We start from the raw sequence: 21,700 nt of genomic DNA on the forward strand, positions 1-21,700 counted from the left end.
CCATTGATCAGACGTATGCCGTTATCCGGCATTGCGTCGTCTGATTGGAGGCTCAATGAAACCCAACGCGAAAGCGCGTACCCCGTTGTTCGATTTGGATCTGCTGAAGGCCATCGTCATGGTGGCCGATTGCGGCACCTTTACAGCGGCTTCCGCACGGCTTCATTCCACGCAGTCCACCATCAGCCAGAAGGTGCGGCGTCTCGAGGATATGGCGGGGCACAAGCTACTCGAGCGGGGCAGTCGCGACGTGAGTCCGACCGATGCCGGCGAAACCTTGCTCGCCTACGCGCGCCGCATGCTTGCTCTCAACGATGAAATGATTGAAGCGCTGTCGGGCGCGACGGTGGGGCTGACGGTCCGGCTGGGCGTGCCGGAAGATTTCGTCGGCGGGCCGACAACCCATATGCTCGCCGCGTTCAACCGCAAGCATCCGCAGGTCAAGCTGGAAGTGACCAGCGGATTGAGCCGCGACCTGAGCAATAGCTACGATCGCGGCGATCTGGATCTGATTCTCGTGAAGCAGCGGCGCAATAGCCGCGAGGCCGTGGCGTGCTGGCCGGAGCAATTGAGGTGGATCGACAGTGCGAAGAACCCTTCAATCCACCTCGATCCGATTCCGATCGTCGCGTTTCCGCCGCGCGGGTTATACCGTGACGACATGACCAACGCGATCGAAGGACTCGGGCGCCGCTGGCGGATGAGCTTTATCAGTTCGAGTTTGAGCGGAATCCAGGCAGCCGTTGCCGATGGTCTCGGTATCAGTCTGCTGCCCGCGCGCGCGGTGCTGGCGGATCACGCGGTGCTGACATCGAAGAGCGGGTTGCCTTCGATCGAGACCATGGATATCGCGCTGCTGCATCGTCCGACGGCGGATGCCGCTGTTAAGGAACTCGCGCGTGCGTTGTCGCGTATGTTTGGGCCGCAGCGGCGGTGAGCTAGAACAACTCCAGAATCCGGTGATGTGCCTGCAGCGTTTCGGAACACCAGTCCCTGAAGGGAGGAACGCGCCCGAAATTCAGGTGGTACCCAAGCGAGATCACTGCACGGTGATTGAGTAACAGGTCGGCCGTCGCTGGTTCGGAGTTCATTTCCTTGATATCGGTGGCCTCGTCAATTTCGCGATTGAGCCGCAAATACTTTAGCGACTTTTCGAGTTGCGCGGGCCTCTTGCCAAAGAGCCGCGCTGCGTCGCCGAGGCGCATCCACAATGCGTTACCCTCATGTCGAACGTGCAAGCGCTGACCGCTCACTCGGCATACGTAGACGATTTTTTCAAACTGACTCATTTCAACGACTCGCAAGATGACGATGCCAAGGCTGGTCTCATTTCCGTGTGTGCAAGATTCGAAGAAGGTCACTCCTCCTTCGGGCCTAGTCGGCTGCGGCGATACGCCTTAAATGATCGAGCGCCTTACGCCACAACGAACAATATGCCTCCTCCGTCATATATGCTGCGTGTGACGTCAGGGTTGTGTTAGATCGTCTTGCAAGCGTGTCGTCGCGTGGCAATGGCTCTGCGTCAAATACGTCCAGAGCGGCGTGGCCCATTTGCCCGGAGTCAAGTGCCGCGATCATCGCTTTCCTGTCGACCAGCGCCGCACGAGCGGTGTTAACGAGTAGAAATCCTCTGCTGGGAAGATGCAACAATTCCTCAGTCAACAATCCCTGCGTTTCCTTCGTAAGAGCCAGATGGATGGAGACCACGTCCGCCGATTGAAGCGCTTTTCGTAGATCGGGTTCAAAGAAGGGAGCTGAACGGGCAGTAGCACTCCATCCATACACATCCATACCAAGTGCTTGCCCAAGTTCGGCCACGGCTGTCCCTACGCCACCAAGACCAAGCACCGCAAGCTTGCGCTCGTGGAGCTGCTGGCCCGACAATGGCATCCAGATTCCACCACGTACATCGCGATCCATTCTGGCAATCTGTCTTGCCCCCGCAAACATCAGGGCGACTGTATGTTCGGCCACGGCCCGGTCACCATAGCGCGAGACGGTCGATACAGGAACATCAGCACTTTCTGCGGCCGTCAGGTTAATGTATGAACTCGCTCCGGTACCCATGAACACAATTTCGCGAAGCCCGGTGTTTTCACGAAACAGGGCATCTGGAACGAAACTGTGTTCGACCAGGACCACATCTGCACCTCGGCACAACTGCAGCATCTCTTCGCCATCAGGACTGCCCACGTGAAATTCCAGACCTGCGGGAACCGGCAGGCGTCGTCGGGAGATCGCTTCATACAGCTCCGGGGTGCAGTCTACGAAAATCGTTCTCATTGCTGTTGGTTGCCCGCTTTCGAATGAATACGGTGACTAATCGGCGCAACCGCGAGTACCTGCCGTTGCCCTCGCCGTTGCGATCACGCGTCGGATGACAGATAGGCTATTGCCTGGATTTCGATCTTGTAACCATCGAAGGCGATCTTCGATTCAACACAGGCGCGGCTAGGTGCATGGCCTTCAGGAACCCATGCATCCCAGACCTCGTTGATCTCATGGAAATAGCGAATATCGCTGAGCCATACGGTAGCAGACACCAGATTTTCCCGATTCGCGCCGTGAACTGCGAGCAGCCGGTCGATGCGATCCAGAATCTCCGTGGTCTGGGTCTTTGCATCGGCGAACTGATTGTCGTACGCCAATTGGCCCGCGATATAAATCGTATTGCCCGCGCGTACAGCCTGGCTCATGCGCCTGGATGTTTCCGTTCGTTGAATCGTCATCGTTTCCTCTCAAGTTGACATGGTGCGTGTCGCTTCCACACGGCACTGGAGCCGAGGAAGGCCATTGCCCCCGTACCCCTTCATTCCTCCGTGCAAGCTCTCACAATGGCCTTCATCAGCTCCGTTGATATTTCGATCCGATATGTCGACGGAGTACATCGCCGCGTTAAAGGTTTGGCAGGCCGTGTGCGGTTGCAAGAGGCGAGTTTCAGTGTATTGGACTCACACGGCAGCCAATACCGAACTCAGGTTACTTGTGGCGCAGCCCGCGCTAAATTTGCCCTATTTGCAGTATTTTATTTTGTGCATTGGCTCGGCCGCCCCCTGTCTACCTGAGCTGGACTTGCCCGGCATTTTCTAGCGATATACCACGCAATTTCGATACTTTTTGCCGCGGCACCTCGCTACGATCGAGTCGCGGTGGCAGAGCACCTCAGCATTCACGCCACGGCAAAGTCGATTGTGGGAACACCATTCCTGGACGACCGAGGCTTCACTACAACTGGTGCCGCTTTTTGCCTGCAAACTACGTGGAAGAAACTGATGAAAGTCGTTGTACTAGGAGCGGGACTCTCGGGCGTACTCTGCGCCTACTATTTGAATAAGGACGGCTTCGACGTCACGGTGGTCGACCGACAGCCTGTAGCGGCGAACGAAACCAGCCATGCGAACGGTAGTCTCATTTGCCTCGGACACTCGTATCCGTGGGCTTCCCCCGCAGCGCCGGGAATTCTGCTCAAATCCCTCATACGCGATGACCAGGCGTTGCGATTGAGCCTCAAGTTTTCGCCACGCATGTGGGCGTGGCTTTTCAAGTTCCTGCTCGAATGTCCACGTAACCGCGCCGACCGTCACGCCGCGTCGCGTCTGAGACTCGCGTCCTATTCGCAGTCGCTTATGGGCGAAGTCGTCGACGACGCGAAGCTGCAGTTCCACCATACCGATCGGGGACTGCTGTACATCTATCGCAATGAGTCGACGATGAAGCACGGTGTCGAGCAGATGCGCGTACTCGAAAACAACGGTCTTCCGATCAGGATCGTCAATCCGACTGAGGTCGCAGCTATCGAGCCGTCGCTCGAACCGGTCAAGAACGAGTTCGTCGGCGCTGTCTACGTACCCAGCGATGGCACCGGGGATGCCAGACTGTTCACGGTCGAGTTGGCGAAGGCACTCGAGGGACGGGGCGTCAAGTTTCTCTATAACACCGACGTTAAAGGTCTCAACGTGGCGAGCGATCGCGTCGTTTCGGTCGAAACGTCTCGCGGCCCGATCGTGGCGGAAAAGTTTGTCGTTGCAATGGGTTCCTACTCTCCGCTTTTGCTCAGGCCGCATGGTATTAAGCTAGACGTCTTTCCGGTGAAGGGCTACTCCATGACCGTCCCTATCGAGAATCTGGACCAGGCGCCCGTGATTGGCGGACTAGATGAAGACAACCTCCTGGCGTTCTCCTGTCTCGGCGACAAGCTTCGGCTCACCGCGACGGCGCAATTTGTAGGCTACGACACATCGCACGCGGCGAGTGATTTCCGGCATATGACTCAGGCGGCGAAGAGTCTGTATCCGACCATCGGAAATTATTCAAAGGCGAAATACTGGGCCGGATTGAGACCCGCTACGCCTGACGGCAATACCCGATTCGGCTCGGCGAAATACCGGAACCTGATTCTCAACACGGGGCAGGGGTCCATGGGTTGGACAATGGCATGCGGCAGCGGCCGGATAACTGCTGACCTAGTCGCAGGACGAAAGCCCGCCATCGACATTCGCGAGATGGTCTTGCGGAACTGACGAGTACGGCGGTCGCCCGTTGCCCGTTGCTTCGGCCGATGCAACAACCCCATGAGCCTCTGCGTGTCGAGCACTGTGTTGCGCGCACGCGAGATAGAACCGGTCCGGTCATCCGGGTGCGCCAATCTTCGTACTTACGCCTACAGGCGGACATTAACGTAAAGAGCAGTGAAAGATCCTTGCGTTTTCGTACGTTGAGCAGGATGGTTCGTCGAATTTGGCTACCTATGCTCGGAATCGCTGGACGATGCCGTGTCGACTTCACCATCGAATGAGACGCACGAGCCAGTTTCCCATCCATGAGGTAACGAATGAAAACGCAATTCAAATCCGCATTTGCATTGTCCGTGTTTTTTTCCGCTATCGTTGTTCACGCCGAGGTGGTTAAGATCGGCGTGGCCGGTCCACTTACCGGTGCGCAGGCACTCTTCGGGAAGGACAATGAGCGTGGCGTAAGGTTGGCGATCGACGATCTGAATGCATCAAATCTGAAGATTAACGGACAACTCGTTAAGTTTGAACTGATCTCGGAAGATGATCAGGCAGATCCGAAGACAGGAATGTCAATTGCGCAAAAACTTGTGGATTCTGGTGTAAAGGCAGTGATCGGCCATTACAACTCTGGTGTGATGATTCCCGCCGACCAAATCTACAACAATGCGCGCATCCCTGTGATCACTGGGGCCGCCTCCAATCCAGCGGTCACGGCGGCTGGCCTTCCATACGTATTTCGCCTGGCGGCCAACGATAACGTCATGGGTGCCCGGATGGCGGAATTCGCCCGGAAAGAACTCAAGGCTGACAAAGTCGCTGTGATTGACGATCGCACGGCTTATGGTGCCGGTGTGGCCGACGTCTTCGTGGAGACCGCGAAGAAACTGGGGATGTCGATAACGACTCGCGAGTTCGCGACGGACAAGTCAGTTGACTTCACCGCGATCCTGAACAAGATCAAAGCCACGAAACCTGACGTGATCTTTTATGGCGGTTACTACGCTCAAGCAGCGACTGTCGGCCGTCAATCCCGCCAACTTGCGCTGACCGTTCCGATTCTTGGCGGTGACGGAATCTGCTCTGTCGAGCTTCCCAAGCTTGCCGGAGGAGCGCTTGACGGGCGAGGCTATTGCGCCCAGGGTGGTTTGCCGCTGGAGCAACTGGAGAAGGGGCCCGAATTCGCCGCTCGCTATACCAAGGAGTTTGGCAGCAAACCTGACATCTATTCGCCCGCCTTCTATTCGGCGACCATACTTGTGAGCGATGCCATGAAGCGGGCTAACTCAACTGATCCCGAGAAGTTTGTCCCCTTGTTGAAGAAAGACACGTTCTCGACCCTGGTCGGGGCGGTCCGCTTCGATGCTTCGGGAGAATGGGCTAACGCGCCGGTTACGCTGTACAAGATTGCTGACGGGAAGTTGAACCAGATCCGGCAATAGGGTTATCCCGCGATACCGGGCGGGATAAGCGATTGACGGGTTCCGGTGGAGGAGCGGCGCGAAGGTCCCGTTCGTGTCGGCTCCCCGACAACCAGGTGGTACCTGCAGTAAGGTATTCAGCGGTCGCCTTTTGCTAACATGCCATGCAGAGGCCAGCAGCAGATTCTGCTGATGGTGTGCGGACGAGCAACAGAGATTGCCGATGCGGTGGGCAACATAAGTAACGGTTGCTGGGCGTGCCCAATAGACTATGTCTAGCTCACCAACCAACAGGAGGAGTTACTATGAAACTGACCGACTTCGATACACTGGCTTTCGACTGCTACGGCACGCTCATCGACTGGGAAACGGGCATTTTCGAGGGGTTGCGTCCTCTGCTCGAACGCGTCAACCCGCCGCTGACGCGGGATCAGGTTCTTGAAGCACACGCACGTCATGAGTCGTCGCAGCAGGCCTACACGCCGGCGAAGCGTTACCAGGAACTGCTGCCGATCGTGTACAAGCGACTCGCCGAGGAATGGCAGGTGCCTTTCACGTACGAGGAGTGCCTCGCCTACGGCAAGTCCGTACGCAATTGGCCGGCATTTAAGGACTCGGCGAACGCGCTGCAGTATCTGAAGAAGTACTACAAGCTGGTCATCCTGTCGAACATCGACAATGACAGCTTCACGTACAGCAACGCGAAGCTTCAGGTCGAATTCGACGCGATCATCACCGCAGAGGACGTCGGTTCCTATAAACCTTCGCCGCGGAACTTCGAGTACATGCTGGACAAGCTGGGCGACCGTGGCATCCGGAAGGAGAAGATCCTCCACACCGCCGAGAGTCTGTTCCACGACCACAAGCCCGCGAATGCGTTCGGGCTTGCATCGTGCTGGATCTATCGCCGCCATTCGCAAACCGGTTTCGGTGCGACGATGAACCCCGGTGAGCAACCCACTGTGAACTTCCGTTTCAATAGCATGGCCGAATTCGCGAAGGCTCACCAGGAAGCGCTGCTGCAGAAGTAAGTAGTCGACAAATTTACCGGCCTTAGTGCCGGTTTGATTTGCCGCGCCGGTGCCGGCGCGGCGAGTTCCGCGCAAACCGGAACACCCCAGTTAAGGAGCCCTTCATGCGGCTGACGGATTTTAAGGCCCTGACATTCGACTGCTATGGCACCCTGATCGACTGGGAGTCGGGCATCGTCGCGGGCCTGTCAGCATTGGTCTCATCGCTTGACCAGCCATCGACGCGCGACCAGGTGCTGGAAGCGCACGCCCGCCACGAGTCATATCAGCAGAGCGCGACGCCCGACATGCCGTACAACCGGCTGCTCGAGGTGGTCTACAAGCGGCTCGCGGAGGAGTGGGGTGTCAGCTACACGCGCGAGCAGGCGGAGGCCTATGGTCGTTCGGTGCGGAATTGGCCTGCGTTTCCGGATTCAGCAAGTACGCTGCAGTATTTGAAGAAGTACTTCAAGCTGGTCATCATATCGAACGTGGACAACGAGAATTTCACATACAGCCGCGCCAGGCTGCATGTGCCCTTTGACGTCATTGTCACGGCTGAGGATGTGGGAAGCTACAAGCCGTCGAGCCGTAATTTTGAATATATGCTCGACGTGCTGTCGACACTCGGCGTGCGTAAGGACGAAATCCTGCACGTCGCGGACAGCATGTACCACGATCATGAGCCAGCCAACCGGTTGGACATTCGTTCATGCTGGATTCATCGGCGCTTCGAGCAGCGCGGGCTCGGCGCGACGATGCGCACATTCGCGGAGCCGTCTGTCGATTTCAGGTTCACCAGCATGGCGCAGTTCGTCAAGGCGCATCACGAGGAGCTTTCCCGCGTTTAGCGGGAAAGCCGGTTCGCCAGCCGATTCGAGAACAGAACGATATGAGCAACCGACCAAAACTCGACCGGATCGACATCAAGATCCTCGCCGAATTGCAGAGGAACGGCAACATCACGAACGCGAATCTCGCGGCCGCCGTCGGCCTTTCTGCGAGCCCATGCCTGCAGCGCGTCAAGCGTCTTGAATCGGCCGGTGTAATTTCTGGATACGGTGCGCACGTGAACGTCGCGAAAGTGACCAGCATCGTGTCAGTGTTCACGGAAATCATGCTGCATGACCATCGGCGCGAGGACTTTGTCCGTTTCGAGGCGAACGTGCGCGATTTCGACGAGATTACCGAATGTCACCTGGTGAGCGGCGGGTACGACTACCTGCTCAAGTTTGTCGTCAAGGACATCGGTCACTACCAGGAAGTGATTGAACGCCTGCTCGACCGCAATCTCGGCATCGAGAAGTATTTCAGTTACATCGTGATCCGTTCGCCGTTCGTCAAGCACGGAGTGCCTCTCGACAAGTTGCTGACAGATGACGACTGAAGCTACGCAATGATCGTGGTGGAAAGACGGGCCGATCGCCCGTATTAAAGCGTGATGTTGCCCTGAAATCTTCCTGCGCAACGTATGAAATCAGCGTCTATTCCTCGCGAAGCCGATACAGCTCGATGGCGAACTGCAACTGAAAACGAATGCGAGGATCCTCAAGCGATACGCCGAGCGTGCTCTCGATTCGCTCGACACGATAGCGCAGCGTGCTGATGTGGATGCTGAGTGCCTTTGCTGTGTTCGCAAGTTGGAAGCCCTCGTCGGCAAGCGTGCCGAGCGTATCGAGTAGCGGTTCGCCGCGCCGCTTTTCCGCCAGTGGCAGCACGAGCCGCTCGACTAGCATGTCGCGCGCATCGGCTTCGCCCATCAGTGCGCGCGGGAAGAGGATCTCGTCGAAGTGATGCAGCCGGCCGGCCCGCAGCGTCGGAACTAGCGCCTCGACGTCCTTCGCGCCGACCGCCATGCCTTTCACGCCGCTGTGTACGCGACTCACCGCCATCGCTGCGCGCCGGTCGGTTACGGTTTCCCAAAGTGCCGTCACCGATGCGTCTGCTGGCAAGATAAACCGGATCTGGTTCAGCCAGATTCCGAGCAATTCCGGCATTCCCTTCGCACGCAACTGACGCTTTAGTGCATTGACCCAGTGTTCGCGGCGTTCGAGTCCTTCGGTCGTCAAAGGGATTGGCTCGTCAATCAGCACGAGTCCAATTCGATACGGGGCGGCTTCGCTCCAGCCGAATACGCGAGCCCGCTCGAGGGCGCTCGCCGACGTGGTGAATTCTCCGTCGAGCAGGCTCGCGACGAGCGCGTAGCCGAGCCGGTCTTCCTGCTGTGCGAGTTCTCGCTGGTGCATCATGTGAAGCGCCGCCACTACACTCGCGTGCTCAATAGCGCGTGCGTCCAGCTCATCGGTCGCGCCATCGGCGAGATCGAGCCAAATGAGCGCGACCATCGTGTCCTGCAGACGCACCGGGTGGCAGAGCCGTTGTGCGTCGCCGCCCGCCGTCGCGAATGCAACCTTTGTCGGGCGATTCGCGGGCCCACGGTAATGTGAAGGGAGGTCCACACGCGTTGCGTCGAGGAACTGCGGCTCCAGGGCCGCCAGCGCGTCGACGTCGCTCATGGAGCTGCCGAGCACATGACCGGCAGGATCGGTGAAAGTCACCGCTCGCCCGAGCAGGCTGCTCAATGCGCGCGCAATATCAGACAGGCTCGTCGCGGACACTGCTGCATTCGTGAGCGCACGGTGCAACTGCTCTGAGCGCTCTATGATCTCACCCTGGAAGTTGATGATCTTCGCGAGGATCTCATGCGTGACATCGCTAAACTGCACCTCCCATGGCAACTCCAGCAGAGGTAACCCGACGCGATTTGCTTCTTCGAGCGCCTCGGTTGGGAAATGCTCGCGGAAATTCGGCACTGCGAGTACGACCCCCGCGAGTCCGATCGCGCTCAGATCCCGGACGAGTTGGCGCGAAGCGGTCTCGTCCCCGGGCCAGTTATAGCCCGTCGATAGTAGAAGCTCGCCTGATTTCACCCAGTTCGCGATGTCCGGGTGATCGACCATGTGCACCCAGGTGATCTCGCGCTGAAGATTCTTGCCGCCGGCTACGACCTGGGCGTCGCGCAGCACGGTTTCGCGAATTGCGGTCTCGAGTTTCATCGCGGCTCCCCAGGAACGACGCGGCGGGGCGCCGCGAAGTCGAGCAAAATCAGGTGCCACGCGGCTGACGGTAACCGAACAGCACGCCGAGCAAGCTGAATGCGGCCGCGAACATCACGTAGAACGCGGGTGCCATCGCGGTGCCGGTCCTGCTGATCAGCCAGGTCAGGATCAGCGACGCGAAGCCGCCGAACGTCATCACGGCGAGGTTGTACGCGACCGACAGCCCGGTCGACAGCACCTTGGCCGGGAACGTTTCGGAAAGCGCGGCGAGAATCGGGCCGGTATAGACGGCAATCAGCACGCCGAACACTGCCTGGAATACGCACAGCGTGGCAAGCGACGGCGCCGACACAATCATCGCGAACAGCGGCCATGCGAGGATGAGCATCGCGGCCGACGCACCCCCGAGCAGCCATTTCCGCCCGATTCGATCCGACCACCAGCCGGTGATGGGCGAACACACGGTGATTACGCCGCCGCCGACCATTGCAGCGATGAATGACGCGGACGCCGGCAGCTTCAGCACCCTGACCGAGAAAGTCGGCATGTAGAACAGAATCACGTAGATGCATACAGTCCACAATACGACCATCGCGAAACTCGCGAATGCTTGCCGCGGATAGTCGCGCAGCACATCCGCGAGCGGTGTCTTCGACTTGTCTGTCGTTTGCAGGAACACCGGTGTTTCTTCGAGGTTGCGCCGGATGAAAAAACCGATCGGCCCAATCAGCAGGCCGCAGAGGAAGGGAATACGCCAGCCCCAGTTCTCGACGTCGGCCGCCGACAGGCCAAGCGTAATACCGGTGCCAAAGCACGCGCCGAGCAGCACCGCGAAGCCGATGCTCGTCTGGATCCAGCTCGAGTAGTACGCTTTCTTGCCGGGCGGTGCGTGCTCGGTGAGGAAGGCCGTTGCCGTACCCATTTCGCCGCCCGCGGAGAAGCCCTGCAGCAGCCGCGCCAGCACGATGAGACAGGGGGCCGCAATGCCGATTTGCGAATATGTCGGCGCAAGGCCAATCAACGCGGTACCGGCGCACATCAGCAAAATTGTCAGCGAAAGCGCGGCCTTTCGGCCGGCGCGATCCGCGTAGATCCCGATCAGGATGCCGCCAAACGGCCGCACGAGAAACCCGACGCCGAACGTTGCAACCGACAGCATCAACGACGTTAGCTCGTTGCCCGTTGGAAAGAACAGCTTCGCGATAATGATGGCGAAGAAGCCATAGACCATGAAGTCGAACCATTCGAATCCGTTGCCGAGCACGGTCGCGACGATAGCGCGTCGTCGCGCAGTGCGGTCCTCTTCGTAGCCTGCGGACAGTTGCACGGTATTCATTTCCACCACTCCTGATTCGTAATATCTGCGACGGCGTCGAGCCGGGGCACGGGGCAGCGTAGCGCGCCCGTTCACAGCCATTGGACTTAGCCACAAATCGCATAACTACCCACCAGAGAGAGGAAAAATGAGGTCTATTTTCGTATAAAAGATAGGAGAATCTTTGAAAGAGGGGAAGGAATACGCAGATTTTCCTATTTTAAGTAGGTATTCTCGGCCGTTCTGGTTTCCTACCATGGGGACATTCTATGGAGGTGAACCTCATGAGCAGTAGAGAACTGAATACGACCAGCCAGCTGGCCGCAATGCGGCAAACGTATGTGGCACGCGGCGTGGCGACCGCGCATCCCATTTTTGCGCAGCGTGCGACCGGCTCGTACTTGTGGGACGAGGACGGCCGGAAGTATCTGGATTTCGTCGGGGGCATTGGTGTCCTGAACGTCGGGCACAACCACCCGGCGGTCGTCGCAGCCGTCCAGCAACAACTGGAGTCGTTCTCCCACGTGTGCTTTCAAGTGGTTGCTTACGAGCCGTACGTTCGTCTTGCTGCGCGACTGTCTGAACTTGTCGCACCCAGGCAGGGTTACAAGTCGGCATTCTTCACGACGGGCGCTGAGGCTGTCGAGAATGCGATCAAGATCGCCCGCGCTTACACGAATCGGCCTGGCATCATCGCGTTCCGCGGGGGCTTCCATGGCCGTACGCTGATGGGGATGACGCTGACCGGAATGAGTGCCCCGTACAAGCAGAACTTCGGGCCGTTCGCGCCGGATGTCTACCACGCTCCGTATCCGAACGCGTACCACGGCGTGTCGTCGGACGACGCGCTTGCCGCGCTCGAGCAGATCTTCACGACGCAGATTGCCGCAGAGCGCGTCGCGGCGGTCATCCTCGAACCGGTGCAGGGTGACGGTGGTTTTCTCGCGGCGCCGCCGGAATTCATGCAGGCGTTGCGCGCGCTTACTCAGCGTTACGGAATCGTACTGATCGCGGACGAGATCCAGACGGGCTTCGGCCGTACCGGACAGATGTTCGGTTTCCAACATTCCGGCATCCAGCCCGACCTTGTGACGGTCGCAAAGAGCCTCGCCGGTGGACTGCCGCTTTCAGGCGTCGTTGGCCGGGCGGATATGGTCGACGCCCCACTGCCGGGTGGGCTCGGCGGTACGTATGGCGGCAATCCGCTCGCTTGCGCGGCGGCGAACGCGGTGCTCGACCTATTCGAGCGTGAGAACGTCATCGAACGTAGCCGCGAGATCGGCGCGCAGCTCCGCGAAGGACTCCTTGTACTCGCCGAGGCGCACGACGAGATGGGCGAAGTTCGCCAGACGGGTTCGATGGTGGCAGTCGAGTTCGTGACGGATAGAGGTACGAAAGCTCCTGCGGCTGCACTCGTGCAGCGCGTGCTCGATGCAGCGCGCGACGAAGGGTTGCTGCTGATCAAGTGCGGCGTCGAACGCAACGTTGTCCGTTTCCTCGCGCCGCTCACGACGTCGGCGCAGGATGTGACAGACGCGCTGGCTATGTTCGGGCGCGCAGTCACTGCCGCGAAGCGCGCGGCCTGAACGATGCACGCGACGCACGCCCACGAGGTCGTTCCGCAATGGCATGCGCGTCTAGCGGGTGTGCTCGATCGCATTCCGGCGACATTTCCAGTCGTCAACCCGGCTACAGGACTCGTCATCGCACAGGTGTCAGCATGCGGGCGACAGCATGCGCTACTGGCGATCGAGGCGGCGTGTTGCGCCGCGAGTCCATGGCGTGAAACCACTTCCGGGGTTCGTAGCGCGCTACTGCTGAAATGGGCGGCACGGCTCGTCGACGACGCCGGTCGCGTCGCAACGACGTTGACACTCGAGACCGGCAAGCCGATCGGCGAGGCGCGGCGAGAGGTCAGCGACGCGATCCGCGCGATCGAGTGTTACGCCGAGCAGAGCCGGCTGACGGAGGTGGCGCCTGTCACGGAACATCTTGGCGAGCGGAGGCTCGAGCACCGGTTGCGGCCTATTGGCCCGGTCGCCGCGATCACCAACTGGTGCCAACCAGTGCTGACGACGGTGCGCCGGGTCGCGCCTGAGCTCGCCGCAGGTTGCCCCGTGATTCTGAAGCCGTCGTCCCGCGCGCCGCTGAGCGCGTTGACAGTAGCGAGCCTGTGGGATGCCGCCGGCGGCCCGACTGGCACGCTGCAAGTGTTGACGACAGACGACCCCGTTACCGCTGCTGATGTGTTCATGGCCGACGCACGCATCGGCATGGTTTCGTTCATTGGAGGCCGGGACGTTGGCCAGCACCTGGCGCGCAAATGCGCTGACGCATGCAAGGACGTGTTGCTTCAAGTAGACGGCCAGATGCCGTTCGTCGTGCTGGCGGATGCCGATCTCGAACGCGCGGCGGATGCGCTCGTCGCCGTCACGTTTCTGCGTAATGCGGGACAGGATTGTACGAGCGCGAACCGGCTCTATGTCGACGAGCGTGTTGCGGAGCATCTGGTTCGCGCGGTGGTCGCGCGTACGGCCGAATTGCGCTGCGGTGATTCGCTTGATGCGCGGACCCAGGTTGGGCCACTGGTCGACAGCCTGACTTTGAACATCATCGACGAACAGATTGAGGACGCGGTATGCGACGGCGCGCGGGTCGTGATTGGGGGCAGGCGCCTGGGCGGTCTGTATTTTGCGCCGACAGTGATTGATCACGTGCGGCCCGGCATGCGAATCGTCGAGGACGCACACGCCGGGCCGCTGCTGCCGGTACTGCAGTTTGCCGAGACAGAAGAGATGGCTGAGATGGCGACGTCGACCGGAAGGGGTAGGGCGGCATGGATCTGGTCCGGGGACCATGTGGCCGCACGCCGCCTGGCAACCGAACTTGGATACGACGACGTATGGATTAATGATGCCGGAGAAGCTCATGCCGACCGAGCCGGTACCAGCGTCGTCTGGTCTGAAACCGGCGAGGTCGCGCGCTACGTGAGGTCTACGATGATTGCATCGAGTGTGTGTGCAATGGAAACCAATCGAGAGAGATGATGAATGAAGTCACTGCGTATGAAGCGTTCAATCAGGTCGAGCTGCGCGTCGGCAAGGTAGCGCGTGTGGAACCCAACCACGAAGCGAAAAAGCCGGCGTACAAGCTCTGGATTGATTTCGGCGAACTGGGCGAGCGCACGACGAGTGCGCAATATACGGTCTTGTACCAGCCGGAGCAGCTCGTCGGGAGGTCGGTCGTCTGCGCGGTCAATCTCGGCACGCGCCGGATCGCCGGCTTCAAGTCTGAGGTGTTGATGCTCGGCGTCGATCGGTCCGAAGGTGCCGTCGTGTATCTGACGACCGAGCGTGACGTCGCACCTGGCACAAAAGTTTTCTGATGTCGGCACACGCCGCGTTATCTGAATTGGTGTCACACGTGCGGCACGGTACATGACGAGATACCTGGAGGTGGCATGACGAAACCCTCAAAGGCCGCGGTCGAGGTAGGCGAGGAGATGGTCGCGGGCTTCGGCCGCAAGGGGCTGGGGCAACTCCGGCCGTCGACTACGAGGGATCGCGGCGACGGGCCGTTCGGACGGCTCGTGCTGCGCGGCGCGATGGTCATCGACGGAACGGGGGCGCCGCCGTGGGGACCGGCCGACATTGTTATCGAGGGCGACCGGATCGTCACGATCGCCGCGGTCGGCGTGCCGGGTTTGCCGATCAACGATACGCGCCGGCCAGCCGGGGGGGACCGCGAAATCGACTGCGCCGGCAAGTTCCTTACCCCCGGTTTCATTGACAGCCATGCGCACATCGGCACGCCGTTCCATGCGGAAAGCGGCGAGATGATGCCTGCGGACTATGTCTACAAACTCTGGCTCGCACACGGCGTTACCTCCGTTCGCGAGGCTGGCTGCATGAACGGACTTGCGTGGACGCGTGAGCAGAAAGACGCGTCGGAAGCGAACCGGATTGCGGCGCCGCATCTGCATCCTTATGTCTATTTTCCGGCGGTCAACGACTACCTGAAGACGATCTACAGCCCCGACGAGGGCCGTGAATGGCTCAGGCAGGCACGGGACAAAGGTGCGGAAGGTGTGAAGTTCTTCGGTGCCCCACCGGCGATCATGCAGGCGGCGCTCGACGAATGCGCAAAACTCGACTTGCGGACATGCTGTCACCATGCGCAACTGTCCGTGGGGCGGATGAACGCGCTGAGGACAGCTCAGTGGGGGCTGACGAGCACTGAGCACGCGTATGGATTGCCCGAAGCGTTGTTCGACGGCCGTACGTTGCAGGACATCGACGACAACTACAACTACAACGACGAATACTTGCGTTTCGCGACGGCTGGGCAGACGTTCCTGCAGGCCGCGCGTCCTGGTAGCCGCAAGTGGGACGACGCGCTCGCCGCATTTCTCGAGGCCGGCCATACGTTCGTGCCGACGATGAACGTCTATGACAGCAATCGCGATCTCATGCGCGCGCGCCGTGCGGAATGGCACGAAGCCTACACGGATAGCACGACGTGGAAGTACTTCCAGCCGCAGCGTGGCGGTCACGGCGCCTATTTCTATCGCTGGTCGGTAAAGAACGAGGTTGAATGGCGCGAAAGCTTCCGCATCTGGATGACATTCCTCAACGACTACAAGAATCGAGGTGGTCGCGTGTGTGTTGGAAGCGACTCGGGTTTCATGTTCCAGATCTACGGTTTCGGCTTCGTGCGCGAGCTCGAACTCCTGCAGGAGGCGGGCTTCTCGCCGCTGGAAGTGTTACGTGCGGCGACGCTGCATGGCGCGGAATTGCTTGGCATCGACCATGATACCGGCACGCTCGAAGTCGGTAGTCGTGCTGACCTGCTTGTGCACGACCAGAACCCATTGTCCGATTTCAAGTTGCTGTACGGTACGGGTGCACTGCGGTTGAACGACGAGCGTGGCGCTCTTGAGCAGCAGCGCGCGTTGCGGTTCACGATCAAAGGCGGCATGGTATTCGGCGTTGCGGAATTGCTGGCGGATGTCCGGGCGATGGTTGCGGCAACCTGGCCGAATCGCGAGGGGCCATTCGACAGCAGGGCGGAGTGAAAGGGATGGGTGTGTCGACGCAACTGGTGATTCTCGCGGGCCTGCTTGGGAGCGGGAAGACGTCGCTCATTGAGGCCTTTCTGAACGGCGCGAGCGTTGACGCGGCGACGGCGGTGATTGTCAACGAGGTCGGCGCGGTCAACATTGACGGGGCCGTATTGTCGGAATCCGCGCATGGCGCCACGTTGGCGACACTGAGCAACGGGTGCGTATGCTGCTCGTTGACCGACGACCTGGTGACGACGATTAGCGATCTGGCCGCCACACGTGAGCAGTCGTTACTGCCACCGTTTGAACGAATAGTGCTCGAATGCAGTGGATTATCGAAGCCTGGGCAAGTGATGCTCGCGTTAAATCAGCTAGCGGAATTGAAGCTTCGCGTTCATGTCGTCGTCACTTACGACTGCAGTCGTCCACCTGCCGAATATGGTGATTTTGATGATGCGGTGGCGCAGCTTGTTGCCGCTCATACGATCGTACTGACCAAGACAGATATTGTCACTCCGGCCCTCCGGACACTTGCCGGAGACACCGCGCGAACGCTGAATCCGCTCGCTCGTGTGATTGACGAATTTTCGCTTTCGGCGCGCGCGAGAGAGGCGTTTCGCGATTTCGGGGATGTGTTCGCCGCTGGCTCACCCCTCGTCGACGAGCGAGTGTTGAGACCACGAGCGTTAATCCACCCTCGCGTGCAGGTGTTTCGAGCGCGGTTCGTTTCCCAGGCTGACTGGCAGGATGTGCTCGACTGGCTCGAGAACATTGCCGGCGCGACAGGGGAGCGCCTGTTGAGGATGAAGGCGATCGTCGCGGGAGCGTCGTCTTCCGATCGAGTTCTGTTGCAGAGCGTTGGCACGACGTTCGCGGCGCCGCGCAGGCTGGCGCCGGGCAGCGCATCAGAGATGACGGCGATCTTCATTGTTCGCGATTTCGCACTCGAAGAGATCCAGGATATCGAATCGACGTTTGAAGTGGCGTGGAGTACTCTACGCAGCTAGACCGCGAGAGGACAACAACCGGCGCCTGAAAATCCGCCTAAAACAACTCCAGAATCCGGTGATACATCATCCCGAGTTCCAGCGCCGGTCCACGCAATGCCGGCCCACCAGGAAAGCGTGCATGTCGCAGTTGCGCGAACAGATCGAAGGCCGCGGTCTCACCAGCCATCGCTTTAGCAATCACGCGCCCGGCAATGCCGGTCAACGCCACGCCGTGACCTGAAAACCCCTGCACGTAGAAGTAGTTCGGATCGATCGAACCGAAATCGGGCGCACGATTGCGCGTTACGTCGACAAAACCGCCCCACGCATAGTCGATTCGTACATCGCCTAGCTGCGGGAACACGTCGATCATGCGCTTGCGGATTTCCTCGCCAAGTTGCACGGGCGACGCGCCGGTCGAACTCGCGCGTCCACCGAACAGCACGCGATGATCAGCCGAAAGACGGAAGTAGTCGAGGAAGAAGTTGTTGTCGCAAATCGCCTCACGTCCTTTGATCAACGCGTCCGCGCGTGCCTGACCGAGCGGTTCAGTGGCGACAATGTAAGAGGCAATCGGCGCAATGCGTGCGGCCACCGGCGCCGGTAACACGTCGCCGATCGTGGCATTGCCGCATGCCGCGACGAAGCGGCAGCGTACCTCGCCATTGGCGGTCCGCACGACAGGCCGTGCACCACGCACGACTTCGATCACCGGCGAATGCGCAAACAGTTGTGCACCTTCACGACGTGCTGCATCGGCGAGACCGAGGCAGTATTTGAGCGGATGCAGATGACCGGAAAACGGATCGTAGACGCCGGCCAGATAACGTCGCGAAGCGACGCGTGAGCGCACTTCATCGGTATCGAGCCACGAGAGCTTTGTATAGCCCCAGCGTTGCGACGCCGATTCCATCCACGAACGCAAATCCGGCACACGCTTTGGTTTGGTGGCCACCGTCAGATAGCCGGAGGTGAAATCGCAATCGATGCCGTAGCGTTCGATGCGCTCGCGCACCAGAGCCACGCCTTCCACCGACATCGCCCACGCGGCGCGTGCGCCGTCGAGCCCGAGTTGCCGTTCAATGATCTCGTCTTTCGCGAAACCCACCAGCGTCTGGCCGCCGTTGCGGCCCGACGCGCCCCAACCGGGACGATGCGCATCGAGCACAACCACCGACAATCCGCGCGCCCGGCATTCCAACGCCACTGACAAACCGGAGAAGCCCGCGCCGATCACGCAGACGTCGGCCTCCAGCGTGCCGTCGAGCATCGGATCGTCGGCCGGCGGACGCGTGGCGCTCGCCTCATAGTAGGAGTTGGCGATCAGCGCATCGGCGCGGTGGTCGAGGGTGTTGAAGCCAGGAGTCGGGGCATTCATCAGAGCAGGTCCTTCATTCGATACCAGGCCATCGCTAGCACGAGGGCAGGGGTGCGCAGTGTAGCGCCGCCGGGGAAGTCGCGGTGACGAATCTTGCCGAACAGATCGAAGCGCGACGCCTGACCGTCGATCGCTTCGGCAATCAGCTTGCCCGCGAGCCCGGTGGTGTTCACGCCGTGGCCGGAAAAACCCTGTGCGAAATACACGGTAGGCGATAGACGGCCGAAATGCGGCGCGCGATTCATCGTAATGTCGACGAAACCGCCCCACGCATAGTCGATTTTGACATCGTCGAGTTGCGGGAAAGTCTTCAGCATATCGCGGCGCATTGCTTCACCGAGGTTGCGCGGCGCGAACGTCGAATAGCTGACTTTGCCGCCCCACAGCAGGCGATTGTCGGGGGCAGGGCGGAAATAATCCAGCACGAAGCGGCTGTCGCACACGGCCGCTTTCGCTGGCATCAGCGCTTCGGCGCGATCGGGATCGAGCGGTTCGGTGGCGATCACGTAGGTGCCCACCGGCATGATCTTGCTGGCGAGATCCGGCGCGAGTTGACCGAGATAGGTGTTGCAGGCGAGCACGACAAATTGCGCATTGACCTTGCCGCGCGCGGTTTCGGCCACATGCCGGCCGTTTTCCTGGCGCAACGCGGTGACGCAACTGTCTTCGAAAATCTGTACGCCGGCCTCGCGTGCCGCGCGCGCCAGACCGAGCGTGTAATTCAACGGATGCAGATGGCCGCTGTCCGCATCGAACAATCCGCCGACGTAGCGCTGCGATTGAACATAGTTGCCGACGCCATCGGCGTCGACATAACTAAAACGGTCATAGCCGAAGCGACGTTGCGCTTCGTCGCGCCATTTTTGTAGTGCATCCGTATCGCGCGGCTTGTTCGCCGCGGTCAGATAACCGATGGTCAGGTCGCAGTCGATCTGATGCTTCGCGACGCGTTCCTTGACGATATCCAGGGTTTCGATCCCCATGTCCCAAACACGCTTCACGTCATCCGCGGGCATGAATTTCGCGAATGTATCGATATCGCAGGCAAAGCCGCCGATCAACTGGCCACCATTGCGGCCGCTCGCGGCCCATCCGACTTTCGATGCTTCGAGCACCGCGACCGAGTGACCGCGTTCGGCGAGATTCAACGCGGTCGAGATGCCGGTGAGTCCGGCGCCGATCACGCAGACGTCGACGTTAAGCGTTTCTTCGAGCGGGGGATGGCGGGTGGTGTCGTTAGCGGTTGCGGCGTAATACGAGGTGACGTGAGGCTGGTTTGAGAATCGGAGCATAGGCAGGGAATGCAGAAGAGGCCTTGGCGCGTGGCCCGCGGTAAAGCCGGGCCACGCGACGAGGCGGGTCGTTTTAGAACGAGTAGATGAACTGCGTCGCGAGCAGGTCGTTGGACTTGCCGTACGAGCCGTCGTTCTTCAGGAACACCTGTTTGTTCGCCCAGTCGTGGCGGTATTCCACCTTGACCGTGATCTGCTGGGTCGGGTAGAACAGCAGATCGAGCGCGACGTCCTGACGGGTGGCGCCCTTGCACTCGAAGCCATGGTTAGACGAGTTCGCGATGCAGTCCGCACCGATACCGAAGCCGTTCGACGTATCCATGCCGTTCGAATTCAGAGCGATGCCACCGCCGCCGCCGCCGTTCTTACTGTCGACCAGCAGGTCATAGCGTGCCGTCACGCCCACACGGCCGACCACCGGCATGCTGAACTTGCGGTGCGCGAGCAGCGAGAGACCATACCACTGCGCCTGGCCACCGTTGTACGCGGCGTTCTGCTGCTGACCGTAGTCGAGTTCGGCGTTGTACTGCACGTCCGCCAGCGTGTAGGTCAGGTCGGCTTCCGTGAAGAAGAACGTACCGCCCGCGCTCGGCGACTGGCCGCCTACACCGTAGCTGACTGCACCGTTGGCATCGATCGCGCTAGGCAAGGTCTGACGGCCGATGTTGAACGAGCCACCCACATCCAGTGCGCTCGACCACGTGTAGTCGACCCGTCCCGTGAAGGTCGGAATCTTGTTGCTGGTCGTGATCGGATCGCCCAGCGCGTTGGTGCCGATCTGCGTCGTCGCGCCGTACGTACGGTACTGCTCGTTGCCGAGGAAGAACTTCCACGCCCAGTCACCCTTCGTGTAGTTCGCGCCGATCCCGATGTAGCTGCCCGGATCGGAGAAGTCATACAGCAGGTTGTGCGTGAGCGTCAGCATCTGGTTCGACTGCTGCACTTCATAGCCGCCGAAGCTCGGAATCAAACCGGCCACGAGGGTCGTTTCCGCGGTGAGCGGGACGTTGATGACCGCCGTGTTCAGGATGTTGTTGCCGATATCGCCATGCTCATTCTGCAGCAGCGTAATACCGTTACCGCGATTGGGCATCAAGGTGATTTCGGCCGACGGCGCCATCGGGCCGACACCGAAGGTCTTCTTGATGTCTAAGTACAGATCGCCGAACGTGCTGTTGAAGTAGTTGTAGCTACTTTCATGGTTTGCGAACAGGAACGACGAGCTGCTCTGCGCCCGGTTATACATGTAGGTCGGATCGATATAGCCCGTCACCGACAAGCCGGCGATCGGCCCCGTGTTAGCAGCGTCCACCAGCGAGTCGACCTTCAACTGCTGATTGGCGATCTGCTGCTTCATCGTATCGACCTGATCGTTGGTCAGCGTCGCCTGCGTCTTGCCGTAGTCCGGCGAGGAAATGTCGACCGGCGCCGCCACCACAGCCGGAGCCGGTGCCGCGGTGGTTGCTGCCGCCGCCTTCGGTTTGGACGCTACCTCGGAACGCAACTGCTTCACCTCCTTTTGCAGTGCGTTGAGTTGGGCCTGTAGCGCCTTGATCTGGTCGCTGGTGGCGTCTGCCATGGCAAAGCCTGGCAAACTCCCCGCCACCAACAGACAGATGAGCTTCTTTCTCATGCAAATTCTCCTTATTGGTCGTATTGCAAA

19 protein-coding genes are annotated in these 21,700 nt (G+C 59.9%); 11 read left to right on the top strand and 8 right to left on the bottom strand.

Annotation, left to right across the window (positions count from 1 at the left end; translation table 11 throughout):
• Window positions 1-55 precede the first annotated feature (55 nt).
• A complete protein-coding gene (locus PQQ86_RS27160; protein ID WP_093645091.1) occupies window positions 56-937 on the top strand; it encodes a LysR family transcriptional regulator in 882 nt (293 codons plus the stop codon).
• 1 nt (window position 938) lies between these two features.
• Here PQQ86_RS27160 and PQQ86_RS27165 read toward each other — a convergent pair whose 3' ends face one another.
• The 3 genes from PQQ86_RS27165 to PQQ86_RS27175 all read right to left on the bottom strand — a co-directional run bounded on the left by PQQ86_RS27165 (window position 939) and on the right by PQQ86_RS27175 (window position 2,729).
• A complete protein-coding gene (locus PQQ86_RS27165; protein WP_408273962.1) occupies window positions 939-1,361 on the bottom strand; it encodes a hypothetical protein in 423 nt (140 codons plus the stop codon).
• A 13-nt stretch (window positions 1,362-1,374) separates the two neighbouring features.
• Window positions 1,375-2,283: an NAD(P)-dependent oxidoreductase gene (locus PQQ86_RS27170; protein WP_408273965.1), complete on the bottom strand. Its 909-nt coding sequence runs from the start codon at window positions 2,281-2,283 to the stop codon at window positions 1,375-1,377.
• Window positions 2,284-2,366: 83 nt separating this feature from the next.
• Window positions 2,367-2,729 carry a RidA family protein gene (locus tag PQQ86_RS27175; RefSeq protein ID WP_408273968.1) on the bottom strand — a complete coding sequence of 121 codons (363 nt, stop codon included), beginning with the start codon at window positions 2,727-2,729 and terminating at the stop codon, window positions 2,367-2,369.
• Between the two features lie 420 nt (window positions 2,730-3,149).
• Here PQQ86_RS27175 and PQQ86_RS27180 point away from each other — a divergent pair, with 420 nt between their 5' ends.
• The 5 genes from PQQ86_RS27180 (at window position 3,150) to PQQ86_RS27200 (ending at window position 8,329) form a co-directional block, all read left to right on the top strand.
• Window positions 3,150-4,520, top strand: coding sequence for a D-amino acid dehydrogenase (locus PQQ86_RS27180; protein WP_408273970.1), 1,371 nt, complete (start codon window positions 3,150-3,152; stop codon window positions 4,518-4,520).
• Between the two features lie 311 nt (window positions 4,521-4,831).
• The gene (locus PQQ86_RS27185; protein ID WP_408273973.1) at window positions 4,832-5,953 is read left to right on the top strand and encodes a branched-chain amino acid ABC transporter substrate-binding protein; all 1,122 of its coding nucleotides are present in this window, start codon (window positions 4,832-4,834) and stop codon (window positions 5,951-5,953) included.
• A gap of 284 nt (window positions 5,954-6,237) precedes the next feature.
• The gene (locus tag PQQ86_RS27190) at window positions 6,238-6,963 is read left to right on the top strand and encodes a haloacid dehalogenase type II (protein WP_408273976.1); all 726 of its coding nucleotides are present in this window, start codon (window positions 6,238-6,240) and stop codon (window positions 6,961-6,963) included.
• A gap of 104 nt (window positions 6,964-7,067) precedes the next feature.
• On the top strand, window positions 7,068-7,793 hold the full coding sequence (locus PQQ86_RS27195; RefSeq protein WP_408273979.1) for a haloacid dehalogenase type II: 726 nt from the start codon (window positions 7,068-7,070) through the stop codon (window positions 7,791-7,793).
• 41 nt (window positions 7,794-7,834) lie between these two features.
• Window positions 7,835-8,329, top strand: a complete 495-nt coding sequence (locus PQQ86_RS27200) for an Lrp/AsnC family transcriptional regulator (RefSeq protein ID WP_408269716.1) — start codon at window positions 7,835-7,837, stop codon at window positions 8,327-8,329.
• Window positions 8,330-8,426: 97 nt separating this feature from the next.
• Here PQQ86_RS27200 and PQQ86_RS27205 read toward each other — a convergent pair whose 3' ends face one another.
• Entirely contained in the window at window positions 8,427-9,998 is a 1,572-nt protein-coding gene (locus PQQ86_RS27205) for a PucR family transcriptional regulator (protein ID WP_408273982.1), read from the bottom strand.
• A gap of 49 nt (window positions 9,999-10,047) precedes the next feature.
• Window positions 10,048-11,337, bottom strand: coding sequence for an MFS transporter (locus tag PQQ86_RS27210; RefSeq protein ID WP_408269710.1), 1,290 nt, complete (start codon window positions 11,335-11,337; stop codon window positions 10,048-10,050).
• A gap of 263 nt (window positions 11,338-11,600) precedes the next feature.
• Between PQQ86_RS27210 and gabT the strand changes: the two genes are divergently transcribed.
• From gabT to PQQ86_RS27235, 5 genes are all read left to right on the top strand, one after another.
• Window positions 11,601-12,902: a 4-aminobutyrate--2-oxoglutarate transaminase gene (gabT, locus tag PQQ86_RS27215; RefSeq protein ID WP_408273986.1), complete on the top strand. Its 1,302-nt coding sequence runs from the start codon at window positions 11,601-11,603 to the stop codon at window positions 12,900-12,902.
• Between the two features lie 3 nt (window positions 12,903-12,905).
• On the top strand, window positions 12,906-14,363 hold the full coding sequence (locus tag PQQ86_RS27220) for an aldehyde dehydrogenase family protein (protein WP_408273989.1): 1,458 nt from the start codon (window positions 12,906-12,908) through the stop codon (window positions 14,361-14,363).
• Window positions 14,363-14,701 (top strand): tRNA-binding protein, encoded by a 339-nt coding sequence (locus PQQ86_RS27225; protein ID WP_408273992.1) that lies wholly within the window; start codon window positions 14,363-14,365, stop codon window positions 14,699-14,701. The genes PQQ86_RS27220 and PQQ86_RS27225 overlap by 1 nt, the downstream gene beginning before the upstream one ends.
• Before the next feature lie 75 nt (window positions 14,702-14,776).
• Entirely contained in the window at window positions 14,777-16,390 is a 1,614-nt protein-coding gene (locus PQQ86_RS27230; protein ID WP_408273995.1) for an amidohydrolase family protein, read from the top strand.
• A 5-nt stretch (window positions 16,391-16,395) separates the two neighbouring features.
• Window positions 16,396-17,385, top strand: coding sequence for a CobW family GTP-binding protein (locus PQQ86_RS27235; RefSeq protein WP_408273997.1), 990 nt, complete (start codon window positions 16,396-16,398; stop codon window positions 17,383-17,385).
• Between the two features lie 37 nt (window positions 17,386-17,422).
• On the opposite strand, the gene PQQ86_RS27240 is transcribed toward PQQ86_RS27235, so the two are convergent.
• The 3 genes from PQQ86_RS27240 to PQQ86_RS27250 form a co-directional block, all read right to left on the bottom strand.
• A complete protein-coding gene (locus tag PQQ86_RS27240) occupies window positions 17,423-18,745 on the bottom strand; it encodes an NAD(P)/FAD-dependent oxidoreductase (protein WP_408273999.1) in 1,323 nt (440 codons plus the stop codon).
• Window positions 18,745-20,037: an NAD(P)/FAD-dependent oxidoreductase gene (locus tag PQQ86_RS27245; protein WP_408274001.1), complete on the bottom strand. Its 1,293-nt coding sequence runs from the start codon at window positions 20,035-20,037 to the stop codon at window positions 18,745-18,747. Before PQQ86_RS27245 ends, PQQ86_RS27240 begins: the two co-directional genes overlap by 1 nt.
• Before the next feature lie 73 nt (window positions 20,038-20,110).
• Window positions 20,111-21,670 carry a DUF3138 family protein gene (locus PQQ86_RS27250; RefSeq protein WP_408274002.1) on the bottom strand — a complete coding sequence of 520 codons (1,560 nt, stop codon included), beginning with the start codon at window positions 21,668-21,670 and terminating at the stop codon, window positions 20,111-20,113.
• Window positions 21,671-21,700 lie beyond the last annotated feature (30 nt).

The organism is Paraburkholderia sediminicola (assembly GCF_046026675.1).
Lineage (GTDB): Bacteria > Pseudomonadota > Gammaproteobacteria > Burkholderiales > Burkholderiaceae > Paraburkholderia > Paraburkholderia sediminicola_F.